Origin of the sequence: Avibacterium endocarditidis (assembly GCF_002921145.1) — a bacterium.
GTDB classification, from domain to species: Bacteria; Pseudomonadota; Gammaproteobacteria; order Enterobacterales; family Pasteurellaceae; genus Avibacterium; species Avibacterium endocarditidis.
The window spans coordinates 1-15,089 of record NZ_PQVI01000008.1 but is presented as its reverse complement, the minus strand read 5'-3'; the positions used below and the strand labels follow the sequence as shown (position 1 = coordinate 15,089).

The window sequence follows — 15,089 nt, the reverse complement described above, 5'->3', positions numbered from 1 at the left end:
AGGAATAAATTATGGCTAAACATCACGCAAAAAAAACAGGTAAAAATCCTGCTGTGGAAAACACGGCACAATCTGTCGAACCTGTGGAAAATTCCCCCCAAACTGAAACTCCTGAACAAGAAACTGAAGTGGTGAAAAACGAGCAAGACACCCTTGAAACGACAAAGGAAGAACCGATGCAAACATCACAAGAGCAAGTTACAGCAAACAATGAACAACCTAAGCCTGAAACCGTCATCGTTAAAAAAGGCGGTACGGGTGTGGCGATTTTAGCCTTATTAGTGGCGTTAGGCCTAGGCGGCGCAGGGTATTATTTTGCAGAACAGCATTTAACCAAAGTGCAAGGCAGATTAACCGCCCTAGAACAACGCGCGGTGCCAACCAACGTACAGGGCTTAATGGATAGCGATTTAGCCGCATTAAAACAAGATCAAGCAAAAATTGCACAGCTTGCCCAAACCAGTCAATCCACCAACGACAAATTAACGGCGTTAGAAAAAATGGTGGAAATTAAGGATCAACAAATCACCTCATTACAAAATCAAGTTAAGAATCTAAGTAATGCACAGAAAACGGCGCAGCCAAATGATTGGTTGCTTTCTGAAGCAGATTTCTTATTAAACAATGCGTTACGCAAATTAGTGCTAGATAATGATGTGGATACCGCGGTTTCGCTATTAAAAGTGGCTGATGAAACCTTAAGTAAGGTGTCTGATCCGCGTGCGATGCAAGTGCGTAGTGCCATTAATGCAGATTTAAAACAGCTATTGTCGGTGAACAATATCGATCAAAATGCCATTATGCAACGCCTTTCTCAGCTGGCAAATAACGTGGACGAACTCACCGTGCTAAACATGAATTTTGATGATCCAAATTCCGCTAACGAAAAATTAAGTGGCTCTTGGGAAGATTGGAAAGAAAATGCTGAGAAAAGTGCGACCTCTTTCTTAAATCATTTTATTCGCGTTACACCAAAAAATGCTGAAAGCAAAGCCTTGCTTGCGCCAAACCAAGATATTTATTTGCGTGAAAACATTCGTTTACGCTTACAGTTAGCGATTATGGCGGTGCCACGTCAGCAAAATGATTTGTATAAACAGTCCTTGGAAACAGTGGCGTCTTGGGTGAGAAGTTATTTCGATACCAACACGGAAGTGGCAAAAACCTTCTTAGATGAAGTGGACGAACTGGCGGAACAATCTATTTATGTCGATGTGCCAACCCAACTGAGCAGCTTAAATATGCTAGATAAATTGCTTAATAAACCGTCACAAGAAGTGCAAAAAATTGAGATTTCCGTAGATAAAGATGTGGCTAAAGAAACAGCACAAGAAGCGAAAGCTGCACCCGTAGAACAAGCTGTAACAGACAAATCTGAAAACAACGCAGCGCAAAGTGATGCAAACCAAAGTGAAAAGCCGAGCGAAAATCAAGCTGATACAGAAAAACAAGCTGACGCAGAACATAAAAGTGCGGTAGAAAATTCTGACAAATCTGAGCAAACACAACAGTAGAGGAAATAGCAATGTTTAGAACCCTATTTTTAATGCTGGTGTTACTTGCCGGCTTAATCGCAGGCCCTTATTTATCGGGCAAACAAGGTTATGTGCTAATAGAAACCAGCACATACAGCATTGAAATGTCCATCACCACCCTTGTGATTTTCTTTGTAATCGCAATGGCGGTGGTATATGGTATTGAGTGGATCATTACCAAATTCTGCCGTTTAAGTAACAGCACTTACGGTTGGTTCTCCCGACGTAAACGTCTTAAAGCACAAAAACAGACCCTTGAAGGCTTAATGTTAATGGACGAAGGGCAATATTCTAAAGCCGAGAAATTGATTGGTAAAAACGCCAAACATTCTGATGAGCCAATCCTAAACTTTATTAAAGCGGCGGAAGCGGCACAACAGCGTGGTGATGAGTTTGGCGCAAATCACTATTTAATTAAAGCGACCGAATTGGCAGGCACGGATAATCTGCTTGTTGAGATTGCCCGCACGCGAATTTTGTTACAACAAAATAAATTACCTGCCGCACGCAGCGCCATTGATAGCTTGTTAGTAATGACCCACCGTAATAAAGAAGTGTTGAAACTCGCGGTTGAGATTTACTTAAAATCCCACGCCTTTGAAGCTTTGGACAAAATTCTTGATCAAGTGGAAAATTCAGGGCTATATTCCGATAAAGAATTTACCACCTTACAACATCGGGTTGAAGATGGCTTACTTGATGAGAAAATGAATGAAGAGGGTGTGGACGGCTTGCTTAAATGGTGGGACGATCAACCGCGTAAACGTCAAAATGATCTTTATGTGAAAGTGGGATTAATTCGCCGTTTAATTGACAGTGATGATCACGAAACCGCTTATAAATTGATCTTAGAAGCCTTGAAAAAAGTGGACGACAACAGCCCACTGGCACAACAACTTTGCACACAAATTACCCGTGTTCAACCAGTAGATAACAGCAAATTGCTGAAAATTATGGAAAAACGGGCGAAACAAAGTAAAGATCAAGGCTGTTGTTGCACAAACCGTGCTTTAGGTTACTTGTATGTGCGTAATGGTGAATTTGCCAAAGCAAGTGAAGCTTTCAAGAAAGTCATTGAAAATAAAGCACAGCTTGAGCCAAATGATATTACAATGGCGATCTATGTGTTTGAGCAAAACGGTGAAAATGAATTGGCTAAACAACTTCAGCAAGAAAGTTTGAAATCTGCTATGTCGGTGCAAAACTTAGCTCCTGAAGAAAGGAAAAAACGCCAGAAAATTCCACCGCACTCACAAACCACAGAAGCCAAAAATCCTTAAGGTAAACCCAATGCCCTGTCTTTCGGGGCATTTTTCTTTATGATAAAACTTCCAGATAATATCCAACAATTTTTGCAACAACAAACCGTGATGAGCATTGCCGTACATAGCGTACAAGGCTTTTGGGCAGCCAACTGCTTTTATGTGCTTGATGACAGCAATGTCAGCCTGATTTTCTTTTCTTCCCTTTCCACCCAACACGCACAAATTATGCAACAAAGTGATCTAGTTGTTGGCACGATCGCCACCCAAACGGATAAAGTGAGTGAGATTGAAGGCGTGCAATTTAAAGGACGTGCCATTTTGCTTAATGAAGATACCCGAAAATCCGCCCTTAAACGCTATTATGAGCGTTACCCCTTTGCACGTTTAATGAACACGGATTTATGGAAAATTGAGCTTGATGAAATCAAACATACCAGCAATAAATTCGTTTTTGCCCAGAAAACTTACTGGAAAAGAGCAAGTGCGGTGTAATTTTTGATTATTTTCCCCAAACTCACAAAAATTGCTTTTCTTTCTAGCAAAAAAGGGTACTATATGCCGTCTTTTGTAGGGCTTCGGCTTTACGAAATCTCTGTTTTCCAAATTGGAAAAAATATGGAAAAATAAAAAAGCTGAAACGCTTTTTTTAATAAGTAGCGAGTCAAATGCCCCATGGCATCTTATTTGGAAGAATAAGAAAGCTTAGGCTTATAACGCATATGACGTTATCCCGCAAGGCACCCGACTTATTTTTTTAACCTCTTATCGAAGGTATAGATTAAAAATGACAAACACTCCTGTAAATCCAATCAACAACGCAACCAACGAATACTACCTTACTCGTCAAAATGAAATGGAATCCAATGTGCGTAGTTATCCACGCAAATTGCCATTGGCGATCGCAAAAGCACAAGGCTGCTGGGTAACGGACGTAGAAGGTAATGAATATCTTGATTGCTTAGCTGGTGCAGGTACATTAGCCCTTGGACATAATCACCCAGCGGTGATCCAAGCTATTCAAGACGTATTAAGCAGTGGTTTACCACTTCATACATTAGATTTAACCACGCCATTAAAAGACGCATTTACCGAAGAACTGCTTTCTTTCTTCCCGAAAGATCAGTATCGCTTGCAATTCTGTGGCCCTTCTGGTGCTGATGGCACAGAAGCAGCGGTAAAACTTGCTAAAACCTACACGGGGCGTGGTAATGTTATCGCATTCTCTGGTGGTTACCACGGAATGACTCACGGTTCATTGGCGATGACAGGCAACTTAAACGCGAAAAACGCGGTACAAAACTTAATGGCAGGCGTGCAATTTATGCCTTATCCGCACGAATATCGTTGTCCATTAGGCTTAGGTGGTGAAGCAGGTGTTGATGCTTTAACCTATTATTTTGAAAACTTTATTGAAGATGTTGAAAGCGGTGTGGTAAAACCTGCAGCCGTGATCCTTGAAGCCATTCAAGGAGAAGGCGGTGTGGTTACTGCGCCAGTGAAATGGTTACAAAAAATCCGTGAAGTGACCCAAAAACACGGTATCGTGTTAATCCTTGATGAAGTACAAGCAGGCTTCTGCCGTTCAGGAAAAATGTTTGCCTTTGAATATGCAGGCATCGAGCCAGACATCGTTGTCATGTCAAAAGCGGTAGGCGGAAGTTTACCATTAGCGGTGCTAGCCATTCGCAAAGAATTTGATGCGTGGCAACCAGCAGGACACACAGGCACATTCCGCGGCAACCAAATGGCAATGGCGACAGGTTATGCGTCATTAAAAGTAATGCGTGAGCAAAACTTGGCACAAAATGCCTTAGAACGCGGTGATTTCTTACAAACTGAATTAAAGAAATTAGCCCAGCAGTATCCTTGTATCGGTAACGTGCGTGGACGTGGTTTAATGATCGGTATTGAGATTGTTGATGAGCGTAAACCACAAGATCGCATCGGTGCTTATCCAGCAGATGGTGAACTTGCCGCGGCAATTCAAAAAGCCTGCTTTAACAATAAGTTATTGTTAGAACGTGGCGGACGTGGTGGTAACGTGGTGCGTATTCTTTGCCCACTCATCATCACGCAAGCGGAAAGCGAAGAGTTAATCAAACGCTTTGCTCAATCTGTCGCAGACGCATTAAAAGCCGTGCGTGGCTAATTATTAATCTAGCTAAATGGGGTGTGTAACGCCCCTTTTAGCTATTTTTATCTCAATCATCTTTCAGGAAATTCTCAATGGTCGATTTCGCAAAACACAAACAATCCCTTCTTTGCAATGATCCACAATCTATCGCTGATTATGAAAAAAATATGGCAACAGCAATAAGTGCGGTAGGAAATTGGCTCAAAAATAACAAAATGTACACTGGCGGCAGCATTAAACAGCTACGCGAAGAAATTGCTTTTCAACCCTCTCAAGCTGGTTTTGGCTTAGAAAAATCCTTAGATCGCTTAACGGAATTATTCTTAAATAAAAGCCTAAAAGTGCATCACCCTCATTCTTTAGCACACTTACATTGCCCAACCATGGTGGCAAGCCAAGTGGCAGAAGTGTTTATTAACGCCACCAACCAATCAATGGATTCTTGGGATCAAAGCCCAGCAGGTTCATTAATGGAAGTGCAACTGATCGAATGGTTGCGTGAAAAAGTGGGTTATGCGGCAGGTGATGCGGGCGTGTTTACCTCTGGCGGTACGCAATCTAACTTAATGGGCGTGCTATTGGCGCGTGATGCTTGTGTAGCAAAACACTGGAAAAATGCGGAAGGCAAAGAATGGTCTGTGCAGCAAGATGGCTTGCCAGCAGAAGCCTTGCAACGTGTAAAAGTGCTATGTTCAGAAAATGCGCACTTTTCCGTGCAAAAAAATATGGCAATGATGGGAATGGGATTCCAATCCGTGGTGAGCGTGCCTTGTAATGAAAATGCACAAATGGACGTTAATGCCTTGGCAGAAATTTTGGCAAATCTTAAAGCGGAAGGAAAATTGGTGGCGTGCATTGTGGCAACCGCAGGCACAACTGACGCAGGGGCAATCGATCCACTCAAAGACATTCGTAAATTGGCTGATCAATATGATGCGTGGTTACACGTTGATGCCGCGTGGGGTGGAGCATTGTTGCTTTCCAATGAATATCGCCATTGGTTAGACGGCTTAGAGCTGGCGGATTCCGTTACCCTTGATTTCCACAAACACTTTTTCCAAAGCATTTCTTGCGGTGCATTTTTGCTTAAAGATCCGCAAAATTACCGTTTTATCGATTACAAAGCGGACTACCTAAATTCAGAATATGACGAAGAACACGGTGTGCCAAACTTGGTGGCAAAATCGCTACAAACCACACGCCGTTTTGACGCGTTAAAATTATGGTTCACTGTAGAAGCCCTTGGCGAAGAACTTTACGGCTCAATGATTGACCACGGGGTGAAACTCACACGTGAAGTGGCGGATTACATCAAAGCCACAGAAGGCCTTGAATTATTAGTTGAACCGCAGTTCGCTTCGGTGTTATTCCGTGTCAATCCTGCGAATTACCCTGCGGAATTTATTGATAATCTCAACCAAAATATCGCAGACGAATTGTTCGCCCGTGGTGAAGCCAATATTGGGGTAACGAAAGTCAATGGCGTACAAGCCTTAAAAATGACCACCCTTAGTCCAATCGCTACCCTTGAAAACGTGCAAGCCTTGCTTGGTCAAGTGCTGGAAACCGCTGATAACATCAAAGATGCGATCGTTGCCGGCAATTATGTGCCAGCGATTGATTAATCTTTCTAGACGATAAGAAAAAAGTGCGGTAAACCGCACTTTTTGTTTCTTTTTACGTTTTATTTATTGCATTATCCTTTCCGATTACACATCAGCAACCCTAGCACAATCAATGCGCCACTGGCGAAATGATACCAATAGAGCGCTTCGCCCAACACACTAATGCCAAGCAACGCGGCGAATAACGGCGTTACATTGGTAAACACCGCACCTTTCGCGCCGCCCACAAGGCTTATGCCGTAATTCCAAAAGGCGTAAGACAAAATAGATGGCCCGATAACCAAATAACCAATCATTGCCCAATGGCTCGTAGAAATTTGGCTGATAATCGGTTCGCTGGCAGTTAAGGCTTTCCAGAGAAAAACTGGGCTAAAGCACAACATCGCAATAGCAACAAGCAAGGTGAGCATCACTGCGTTGGGTAAATCTGTTGGACGTAGGCGGATAATGCAGCAGTACAGCGCCCAGCTCAAGGCCGAGCCAATCGCCCATAAATCCCCTTTATTCACATTAAAGTTCAGTAAGGTTTGTGCATCGCCTTGGCTTAATAAACATAATACACCGAAGAAACTCACCACTGCCCCTGCGAGCATTAAAGGGCGAATTTTATCCCCGAAAACAAGACGATTTAGCAATAATACCGCAATCGGGACAACCGCAAGATAAATACTGGCATTAAGTGCGGTGGTGGTTTGTAAGCCCTGATAAAGAAATAACGGGAAAATGACAATGCCGAGTAAAGAAAGTGCGGTCAAAAATTTTCCACGTTTTTTGAATAGTGGGGTAGAAAGCGAGGGTACGTTTAGCAAACAGCAATACAAAATCACCGCAGCGGGAAACCAACGAAGATAAGTTAGCACAATGGGATCCACTTCATGGCTTAGCATTTTGCCGAAAATATAATTGCCGCCCCAAAATAAGGTGGCTAAAATCAGGCAAAGATAGCCATAATGCTGTCTATTCATCTTGTGCCGCGTTCCACAATAATCCCCACATTGCGGGCTTGTGCTACGGCTTTGGGCTTTCTTAATTTGATTTTTAACCAGCTCAGCCCATATTTTTGTTCAAGCTGCGCTGCCACTTCATAAGCCACGCGCTCAATTAAGAAAAAGGGCTTAGATTGCACATAATCAATGATAAATTCGCTGACTTCTGCGTAATTTAGGCAATATGCCACATCATCACTTTCTGCTGCTTGACGGCAATCCCACGCCATTTCCACATCAAAAATAAGCTTTTGTTTGATTTGTTGTTCCCAGTCATACACGCCAATTTGAGCGAAAATGACCAATTCTTCAATAAAAATGCGATCTATCATAAAATCCTTCAATATCCTGAAATACTATTAGGCGTATGCTACCAAGTTTATGTACAATAGACGAACAAATTTTTCACTTGACGAATCAGGTAGGTAAAAATGAGCCTTTTCGCCCTTTTTTATATGTTTTGTGCGTATTTGCTCGGTTCAATTTCGAGCGCCATTTTATTTTGTCGCCTAGCAGGCCTACCTGATCCGCGCACCACAGGCTCACATAACCCCGGTGCAACTAACGTATTACGCATCGGCGGGCGTTGGGCCGCCTTAGCAGTACTGATTTTTGACATTCTAAAAGGAATGCTTCCCGTATGGGCGGGCTATTATCTTGGCTTAACCCAATTTCAGTTAGGCATGGTTGCACTGGCCGCCTGTTTAGGGCATATCTTTCCCATCTTCTTTAAATTTAAAGGCGGAAAAGGTGTTGCCACCGCATTTGGCGCAATCGCCCCTATCGGCTGGGGCGTGGATCTGTGGATGCTCGGCACTTGGCTTGCGGTATTTTTGCTCACAGGCTATTCATCTTTAAGCGCAGTTATCGCCGCCATCACCATTCCTTTTTATGTATGGTGGTACAAACCTGAATTCACCTTTCCAGTGGCGCTCGTCTGCTGTCTGCTCGTTTACCGCCACCACGACAATATCCAACGCCTATGGCGCGGGCAAGAAGATAAGGTTTGGAATAAATTTAAGAAAAAGTTGTAAAAAACGACCGCACTTATTTTTCTTTAGGGTGTTGTGCTTTCAATAACGCAATAATTTCTTTTAAGGATTCAATTTCTTTGTCTTTTTGTTCTAATAGTTGATCTTTATAACTTAACGCTAATTTGAGTTTTTCATTTTCAATGGTAACCGCTTCATTTGTCGCATAATAATTAGAGCTAAGGTGGCTATTTTCATTAATTAAAAAGCAAATATTACGATCATCTTTGACCAATTCAGAAATGTCCATATCAAAAATTTGTGCAATTTTCTTTAATTTTTCGTAATGTAATTGCGTTTCGCCACGCTCAATTTTTGCATAACCACTTGGTGATAAATTCATTTTTTCTGCCATTTCTTCTTGCGACCAATGATTCATTTCTCGTATTAATCTGATTTTCTCGTGTATCGCCATTGTCTGCTCCATTTGTTCAATTCTAGCTCAAAATGAGTAGAAAACAGTCTTTTTGATATATGGTTTTTTACTATATGAGTTTTGTAGAATTTCATCGTTCTAAAAACAGACATTTTACATCTTTAATGAGGTTTATCTATGAAAAATTTATTAAAAGTGGCGTTATTAGCCACAACATTAGGCTTGACAGGGTGTGCTACGATTGTGAGTAAAAGCACTTATCCTGTTTCTATCCAATCTGTCCCTGAGGGCGCAAATTTTACGATTACAAATAGAGAAGGGAAAATCGTCAGCCAAGGAATTACCCCACAAGTGGTTAAATTGAAATCTGGCTCTGGTTATTTTAAACCTGAAAAATACCTCATTACTTTTGATAAAAAAGGTTTTACAAAAGAAACAATCGAAATTCAAGCGACGTTAGATGGTTGGTATTGGGGCAATTTTGTCATAGGTGGACCATTAGGACACCTTGTTATTGATCCTTTAACAGGAGCTATGTATCGTTTACCTGCAAATGTTGTGGCGACTTTAAATAAAGGTAAAGAGAGAGCATTGACAGTTATTGATATTCGTACGCTCTCGGAAGAACAGCGTAATAAACTTCAAAAAATTAATTTATAAATATGAGTAGAGGAAATGTTATGAAAAAATATTTAGTGGCAGCATTATTTTCTAGTACAGCATTATTTGCCCAAGCTGATGGCTTTTCAGGCTTCTACGTAGGTGCAGAGGTTGATTTTAATAAACAGTCTTTTTCTATTCCAGTAAAAGAACTTGGTTATAGCTATTATGATGGTAATTATACGGGTTCTAGCTCTCGCTCTGTTGGTGTGGGCGTTGTTGGTGGATATATGTTTGATTATGGTAATAATTTTGTTGGGGTCGTTGAGGGTAAAATCAGCCTTCCTAATAACAAAGTTAAAGATGAACTAGGAAATGAAATTGCTAAAGAAAACCTACGTTTAGGCGTACATTATTTGCAAGGATACCAAATTGATCGCTTCTTACCTTATGTAAAAATTGGGGCTGAATATGGTAACTTTGATATGAATGACAGCAACCCTGCATTTAATCGTGTGACATTTGAGAACAGCGGTGCAGTGGGTTTTAGCTATGGTGCTGGTGTGAAAGCAAAAATTACTGATAATTTTGTTGCAGGGTTTGATTACAGTCGCGTAACCTTAGAGGGTAAAAACAGTATTGAATTTAAGAGCAATACCATCGGTGTAAACTTTAGCTATTTATTCTAATTAAAGTTAAATGGTGAATAAAATAAAAAAATTCTTTCAGTTTTAATGTTGGTAGGTACCTTGATTTTAACCGGCTGTGCGAAAGTAGCTGTTGCTCCAGAGTCTGAAAATGTGCAAGCCAAACAGTTCAATGCACCAACAAAGGATAAATCAGGGATATATATTTATCGTGATGGCTCTATTTTAGGTGCAGGATTGAAGAAAAACCTCTATATTGATGATAAATTTATTGGTGAATCCGCACGAAATATTTATTTCTATAAAACAGTTAAGCCAGGAAAACATAAAATTTCCACTGAATCAGAATTTGGTAATAATGATTTGTATATTACAACTCAAGGCGGAAAGAACTATTTTATTCGCCAGTATATAAGAATGGTTTTTTTGTTGGTGGTGCAAACCTTGAATCGGTTGATGAAGAAAAAGCAAAAGCGGCTATTAAAAAGTTAAAACTTGCTCGTTCGCTACAGTAATTCATATCTAAAAGGCTATTCCATTCTATCTGCCTTCAAAAGTTGGATTAAACAGCCAACTTATTAAGAGGGCAGATTTTTTATGTCCAAATGTAATCGATTTTTAGATGGCAAGTCATTGCGTGTTATTTTTGTCATAACAAACTCATTGTTGGTTCATCAGCATTTTCAACTGCTCTTATACGCTGGATGGCGCACTATAATCTCTATGCCTCTAAAAGAAGTAGCTGTATGTGGTTAAGAAAAGATACTATTTCCCCAAATTCAAATTAAACGTGATGAGGGCATAAAATGTGGCAAACACTAGTTCTAGTGGCAGTACCAAGTCTATTTTATTAAGTCATGCCTCTAAATCACAGTATAAATATCAAAGCGATGATTTTTCGTTTCACGACTAAAGTGCGGGGCTTTTTCGGCGAGAAATTGGGCGTAGTCGGGGCGTTTTACTACCACACGTTTTTGTGCAATTTGTAAGGCGGGGGCAAGCAGTTGGTCAGCGTCTTCATCTGCGCCAACTAAATGCTGAAAAACGCGCATTTCCTTTTTGACTAAGGCACTTTTGGCTTTGTGGGGATACATTGGGTCGAGATACACCACATCTGCTTTCGTGCCTTGTTGAGCAAGTTCATCAATCTGTTTTACCGGCAATAACTGCATATTTTGTTGCATCATTGCACCGATTTCAGCATCTTGATAAGCCCGTTGCAAGCCGTCTTGTAGTAATAAATAGACCACAGGGTGGCGTTCTACTAAGCGCACTTGGCAGCCAATGGCAGCAAGGACAAAGGCATCACGCCCTAGCCCTGCGGTGGCGTCAATGACGCTAGGCAGATAATCTTTTTTGATGCCAACGGCTTTAGCGATGGCTTCGCCACGTCCGCCGCCGAATTTGCGCCGATGCGCCATTGCACCGCTGACAAAATCTACATAGACCGCGCCTAATTTGGGTTCGTCTAATTTGCGTAATTCTAAACGCGCAATGCCGTTTTGTTCCGTTTGTACTAAGGCCAACGGGCTGTCTGGCTGGTGAATTAAACCTTGTTGTTCACAAAGTGCGGTGAAATTTTGCGAATTTTTTGTTTCGCAAATCAGTTGCACGGCTATTTTCGGATCAACCATACACCAGATTCCATATGTTCAGTATAAGGGAACTGATCAAACAGCGCCGCACGCTCAATGCGGTGAGTTTGGCACAGGGTTTGCAAGTTGTCGCATAGAGTGTACGGATTGCAGGAAATATACAAAATGCGATCATATTGTTGCACCAATTTTACCGTGTCAGGATCAAGCCCTGCTCGTGGCGGATCAACAAAAATGGTATTGCAATCATAAGCTTGCAAATCAATGCCTTTTAAACGATTAAAGGCACGCACGCCGTTCATTGCTTGGGTGAATTCTTCTGCCGACATTCTGATAATCTGCAAATTATCAATATGGTTTGCGGCGATATTAAATTGCGCGGCAGCAACCGATGGCTTGGCGATTTCTGTTGCCAGCACCTTACGAAAGTTTTGCGCCAACGCGATAGAAAAATTGCCGTTGCCACAATAAAGCTCGAGCAAATCCCCTTGGCTGTTTTGGGTGCAATCAATCGCCCATTGCAACATTTTGCTATTTACCACCGCATTGGGCTGCGTGAAACTGTTTTCCACTTGGCGATAAATATATTCTTTGCTGTTTACAGGCAGAATTTCGTCCACATAATCCTGATCTAAACAAATTTTTTGTTTAGAGGCACGCCGATGATCTGCAGGTCAAAACCTTGTTGTTGCAGGGTTTGCGTAATGCTACCGCCGCCTGTTGCCATTGTTCATCAAGCACTTTGTGATAAAGCAGGCTGACGATAATTTTATTGCTCAGGGTGCTGAGATAATCAATTTGGAATAAACGATGCTTGAGAATGGTTTGCTGTTTGAGCAACGGCAAAAGCGCTTGCATCATCTGATTGATAAGCTGGCTGGCAATCGGAAAATGATCAATGCGATAAGGCTTACGCGTTTGGCGGTCAAACATAATATGATAAAAATCATCATCTTGATGCCAAACACGAAATTCAGCACGCATACGATAATGTTGTTTTGGCGAATCAAATGCTGCTAATTCTGGTGCATTAAAGGGCGCTAAAAGTGCGGTCAATTTTTGGCGTTTTTCTGCCAATAATTCATCATATTTTTCGATAGGTAAGGCTTGCATTGATAGTTCTCATTATTCGTTGCCAACAAAAAGAAAAGGCTTGATTGCTCAAGCCTTATGATCTTGCTAGGCAGATTAATCCGCGTTGCTCATCTCTTCTAGGTTATCCGCTACCACGCCAGATAAAGTATAAACACGTTTTGTGGTGCTGGTTAAAGTGCGGTATTTATTCCACGTTTTTTCAAAGAACGTTTCTGGCTGACGCTCGCCTTTACAAAATGCCACAAAGGCTTTTTCTTCTTCTGTTGCAGGCGCACGCTCACCACTATCTAAGGCTTTAAATGCTTGACCATATTGCTCTAAAGCTTGAGATTCTTTGATTGTATAATCACCGTGGCGAGCAAAACCGCGGGGATAGTTTTTATCGTCAAAAAAACGACGCGTTACGCTAAAACTTTCTGCCATAATATCCTCAATATTGCGAATTCAAAATCGGCACGCATTAAACCAATTTTTGCTTATTTTTGCAATTTATTTGTTACTTTTGTAGCAAGGCTTTCACGGTTTCTACATAATCTTGAATGAAACCTTCTTCACTGTGCGATAGCCCTTCAGGGTTCACACGATATTTACCATTCACATAGAAATCTGGCACACCGTGTACATTAAAACGCTCAGCCGCTTGCACTTGCTGATTGTACAAACCCGTTACCGCAAAGCTGTTAATCCCGCCATCAAATTGTTCTGCACTTACCCCGCTATCAATAAAAATTTGACGAATAGCATCTAAACTTGGCGCACTTTGATCACGATTTTTCACCGCAGTTTGCGCCGCTTCAAATAATGGTGCTTTGACTTTCTCTTCCACGCCTAAGGCCATTGCTAATGCCCAAGCGCGAGTGAGATTTTCTGATTGAAAACCTAAGAAATTCACGTGATATTGCTTAAATTTTGTTCCTTCAGGCAGGGCTGCTTTCACTTTCTCAGGAATGTGATAATCCATTTCAAAGGCATAACAATGTGGGCAATAAAAAGAGAAAAACTCAATTACTTCAGGCTGAACTGCGCGTTCAGTGTTTAACGCAATGTATTGTTTTCCTTCTGTTAAATCCGCAGCTTGTACATTCGCCACAAAAAATAATGATGCTAAGGCAACAAGAAATTTTTTCATTACAACTTTCCTTATTCAATAATGCCACGCGCTTTTAGCAACGCGGTTTTAAAATCTTCTTCATAATCTTTTTAATCCCAGGGATCGGCTCGTGCTTATCTGTGCCATACATTTTCAAATGATAGATAATCACTTCGTCCGTTAATTCTGCCACAGGTTTATCAAACCCCGCTTCATCAGCGATTTTCTGCAAAATCTGGGTTAAGCTTAAATCAGGATCTTGCGACCAATAAGGTTGCAACAATTCCAACACTTCATTTAGACGATGACATTTCATAACAGTTCCTTACCTTGGATAATGAAGGGCTAAATAATACTGTAATTGCGGGGAGAAAGGAATAAGCTGGCGGAAAAAAGCGCTTTAATAAGTGCGGTAGAAAAACATACAATTTTTCCACCGCACTTTTTTATTTGCGGATTTATCAAGTAGAATGAAGCCATTTGATAGGCTGAAAAGCAAAGCGAGGGCAGATGAAAATCAGTGCAGTGATTCTTGCTGGTGGTCGGGCAAGGCGTATGGGTGGGGTGGATAAAGGATTGCAGCTTTTCCGTGGGCAGCCGTTGGTGTGGCATTGTTATCAGCGCTTGAAAGATCAGGTGGCACAGGTGGCGGTGAATGCCAATCGCAATCAAGAACGCTATGCGCAGCTTGGCTTGCCAGTGTTTGCCGATGAATTGGCGGATTTTCAAGGGCCGCTGAGCGGTATTTTAACAGGGCTAAAACGGGCGGAGAGTGATTTTGTGCTGTTTGTACCTTGTGATTGCCCCTTTTTACCGTTGAATTTATTGGAAAAATTGCAACAGCCCATTTTGCAATCTTTGCTAGATCGCAAAAGTGCGGGGGAAAATTCGCCAGTTTTACTCACTTATGCCACCGATGGTGAGCGTGAACACCCCACATTCTGTTTGGTTTCCACCTTGCTAGCGGAAAAGCTCGCCACTTATTTACACAGCGGTGAGCGGCGAATGTTGCAGTTTATGCGAGAAAATGGTGCGATTGCGGTAGATGTTCACGATCAGAAAGAGGCGTTCCAAAATTTTAATACGCTAGCGGATTTAGAAAGCGAAGTG

16 protein-coding genes and 2 pseudogenes are annotated in these 15,089 nt (G+C 41.6%); 10 read left to right on the top strand and 8 right to left on the bottom strand.

The features are described from left to right. The first annotated feature begins 11 nt into the window (after positions 1-11). The 5 genes from C3Z13_RS01195 to C3Z13_RS01175 all read left to right on the top strand — a co-directional run bounded on the left by C3Z13_RS01195 (position 12) and on the right by C3Z13_RS01175 (position 6,559). Entirely contained in the window at positions 12-1,514 is a 1,503-nt protein-coding gene (locus tag C3Z13_RS01195; protein ID WP_103854745.1) for a uroporphyrinogen-III C-methyltransferase, read from the top strand. 11 nt (positions 1,515-1,525) lie between these two features. Beyond that, positions 1,526-2,815: a heme biosynthesis protein HemY gene (locus C3Z13_RS01190; RefSeq protein WP_103854744.1), complete on the top strand. Its 1,290-nt coding sequence runs from the start codon at positions 1,526-1,528 to the stop codon at positions 2,813-2,815. 39 nt (positions 2,816-2,854) lie between these two features. Continuing rightward, positions 2,855-3,292, top strand: a complete 438-nt coding sequence (locus tag C3Z13_RS01185; RefSeq protein ID WP_103854743.1) for a PNPOx family protein — start codon at positions 2,855-2,857, stop codon at positions 3,290-3,292. A 292-nt stretch (positions 3,293-3,584) separates the two neighbouring features. Further along, the gene (locus C3Z13_RS01180) at positions 3,585-4,949 is read left to right on the top strand and encodes a diaminobutyrate--2-oxoglutarate transaminase (protein ID WP_103854742.1); all 1,365 of its coding nucleotides are present in this window, start codon (positions 3,585-3,587) and stop codon (positions 4,947-4,949) included. 77 nt (positions 4,950-5,026) lie between these two features. Next, positions 5,027-6,559 carry a pyridoxal phosphate-dependent decarboxylase family protein gene (locus C3Z13_RS01175; RefSeq protein WP_103854741.1) on the top strand — a complete coding sequence of 511 codons (1,533 nt, stop codon included), beginning with the start codon at positions 5,027-5,029 and terminating at the stop codon, positions 6,557-6,559. A 71-nt stretch (positions 6,560-6,630) separates the two neighbouring features. On the opposite strand, the gene C3Z13_RS01170 is transcribed toward C3Z13_RS01175, so the two are convergent. Further along, positions 6,631-7,524 carry a DMT family transporter gene (locus tag C3Z13_RS01170; protein ID WP_103854740.1) on the bottom strand — a complete coding sequence of 298 codons (894 nt, stop codon included), beginning with the start codon at positions 7,522-7,524 and terminating at the stop codon, positions 6,631-6,633. Next, the gene (folB, locus tag C3Z13_RS01165) at positions 7,521-7,877 is read right to left on the bottom strand and encodes a dihydroneopterin aldolase (protein ID WP_103854739.1); all 357 of its coding nucleotides are present in this window, start codon (positions 7,875-7,877) and stop codon (positions 7,521-7,523) included. Before folB ends, C3Z13_RS01170 begins: the two co-directional genes overlap by 4 nt. Positions 7,878-7,976: 99 nt before the next feature. On the opposite strand from folB, the gene plsY reads away from it, so the two are divergent. After that, complete coding sequence (gene plsY / locus C3Z13_RS01160; protein WP_103853613.1) at positions 7,977-8,579, top strand: glycerol-3-phosphate 1-O-acyltransferase PlsY; 603 nt, start codon at positions 7,977-7,979, stop codon at positions 8,577-8,579. A gap of 13 nt (positions 8,580-8,592) precedes the next feature. Here plsY and C3Z13_RS01155 read toward each other — a convergent pair whose 3' ends face one another. Beyond that, positions 8,593-8,991 carry a helix-turn-helix domain-containing protein gene (locus C3Z13_RS01155; RefSeq protein WP_103854738.1) on the bottom strand — a complete coding sequence of 133 codons (399 nt, stop codon included), beginning with the start codon at positions 8,989-8,991 and terminating at the stop codon, positions 8,593-8,595. Between the two features lie 138 nt (positions 8,992-9,129). On the opposite strand from C3Z13_RS01155, the gene C3Z13_RS01150 reads away from it, so the two are divergent. From C3Z13_RS01150 to C3Z13_RS01140, 3 genes are read left to right on the top strand one after another with little or no spacing between them, the layout of a single operon-like run. Beyond that, entirely contained in the window at positions 9,130-9,612 is a 483-nt protein-coding gene (locus C3Z13_RS01150) for a hypothetical protein (protein ID WP_103854737.1), read from the top strand. Positions 9,613-9,632: 20 nt separating this feature from the next. Beyond that, entirely contained in the window at positions 9,633-10,241 is a 609-nt protein-coding gene (locus C3Z13_RS01145; protein WP_181021990.1) for an outer membrane protein, read from the top strand. Positions 10,242-10,286: 45 nt separating this feature from the next. Further along, positions 10,287-10,691 carry a DUF2846 domain-containing protein gene (locus tag C3Z13_RS01140; protein WP_245872489.1) on the top strand — a complete coding sequence of 135 codons (405 nt, stop codon included), beginning with the start codon at positions 10,287-10,289 and terminating at the stop codon, positions 10,689-10,691. Between the two features lie 371 nt (positions 10,692-11,062). Here C3Z13_RS01140 and C3Z13_RS01135 read toward each other — a convergent pair whose 3' ends face one another. The 5 genes and pseudogenes from C3Z13_RS01135 to C3Z13_RS01115 all read right to left on the bottom strand — a co-directional run bounded on the left by C3Z13_RS01135 (position 11,063) and on the right by C3Z13_RS01115 (position 14,295). Next, positions 11,063-11,833, bottom strand: coding sequence for a class I SAM-dependent methyltransferase (locus tag C3Z13_RS01135; RefSeq protein WP_103854752.1), 771 nt, complete (start codon positions 11,831-11,833; stop codon positions 11,063-11,065). Continuing rightward, positions 11,815-12,907 (bottom strand): annotated as a pseudogene (gene trmA / locus C3Z13_RS01130) (tRNA (uridine(54)-C5)-methyltransferase TrmA). Before trmA ends, C3Z13_RS01135 begins: the two are co-directional and overlap by 19 nt. A gap of 75 nt (positions 12,908-12,982) precedes the next feature. Beyond that, a complete protein-coding gene (locus C3Z13_RS01125) occupies positions 12,983-13,312 on the bottom strand; it encodes a MaoP family protein (protein WP_103853619.1) in 330 nt (109 codons plus the stop codon). A gap of 73 nt (positions 13,313-13,385) precedes the next feature. Further along, entirely contained in the window at positions 13,386-14,018 is a 633-nt protein-coding gene (gene dsbA, locus C3Z13_RS01120) for a thiol:disulfide interchange protein DsbA (protein ID WP_103854735.1), read from the bottom strand. Positions 14,019-14,029: 11 nt separating this feature from the next. Further along, a pseudogene (locus C3Z13_RS01115) lies at positions 14,030-14,295 on the bottom strand (YihD family protein). A gap of 194 nt (positions 14,296-14,489) precedes the next feature. Between C3Z13_RS01115 and mobA the strand changes: the two are divergent. Continuing rightward, positions 14,490-15,089, top strand: a 600-nt coding sequence (mobA, locus tag C3Z13_RS01110; RefSeq protein ID WP_103854734.1) for a molybdenum cofactor guanylyltransferase MobA, incomplete at its 3' end; no start/stop codon positions are given.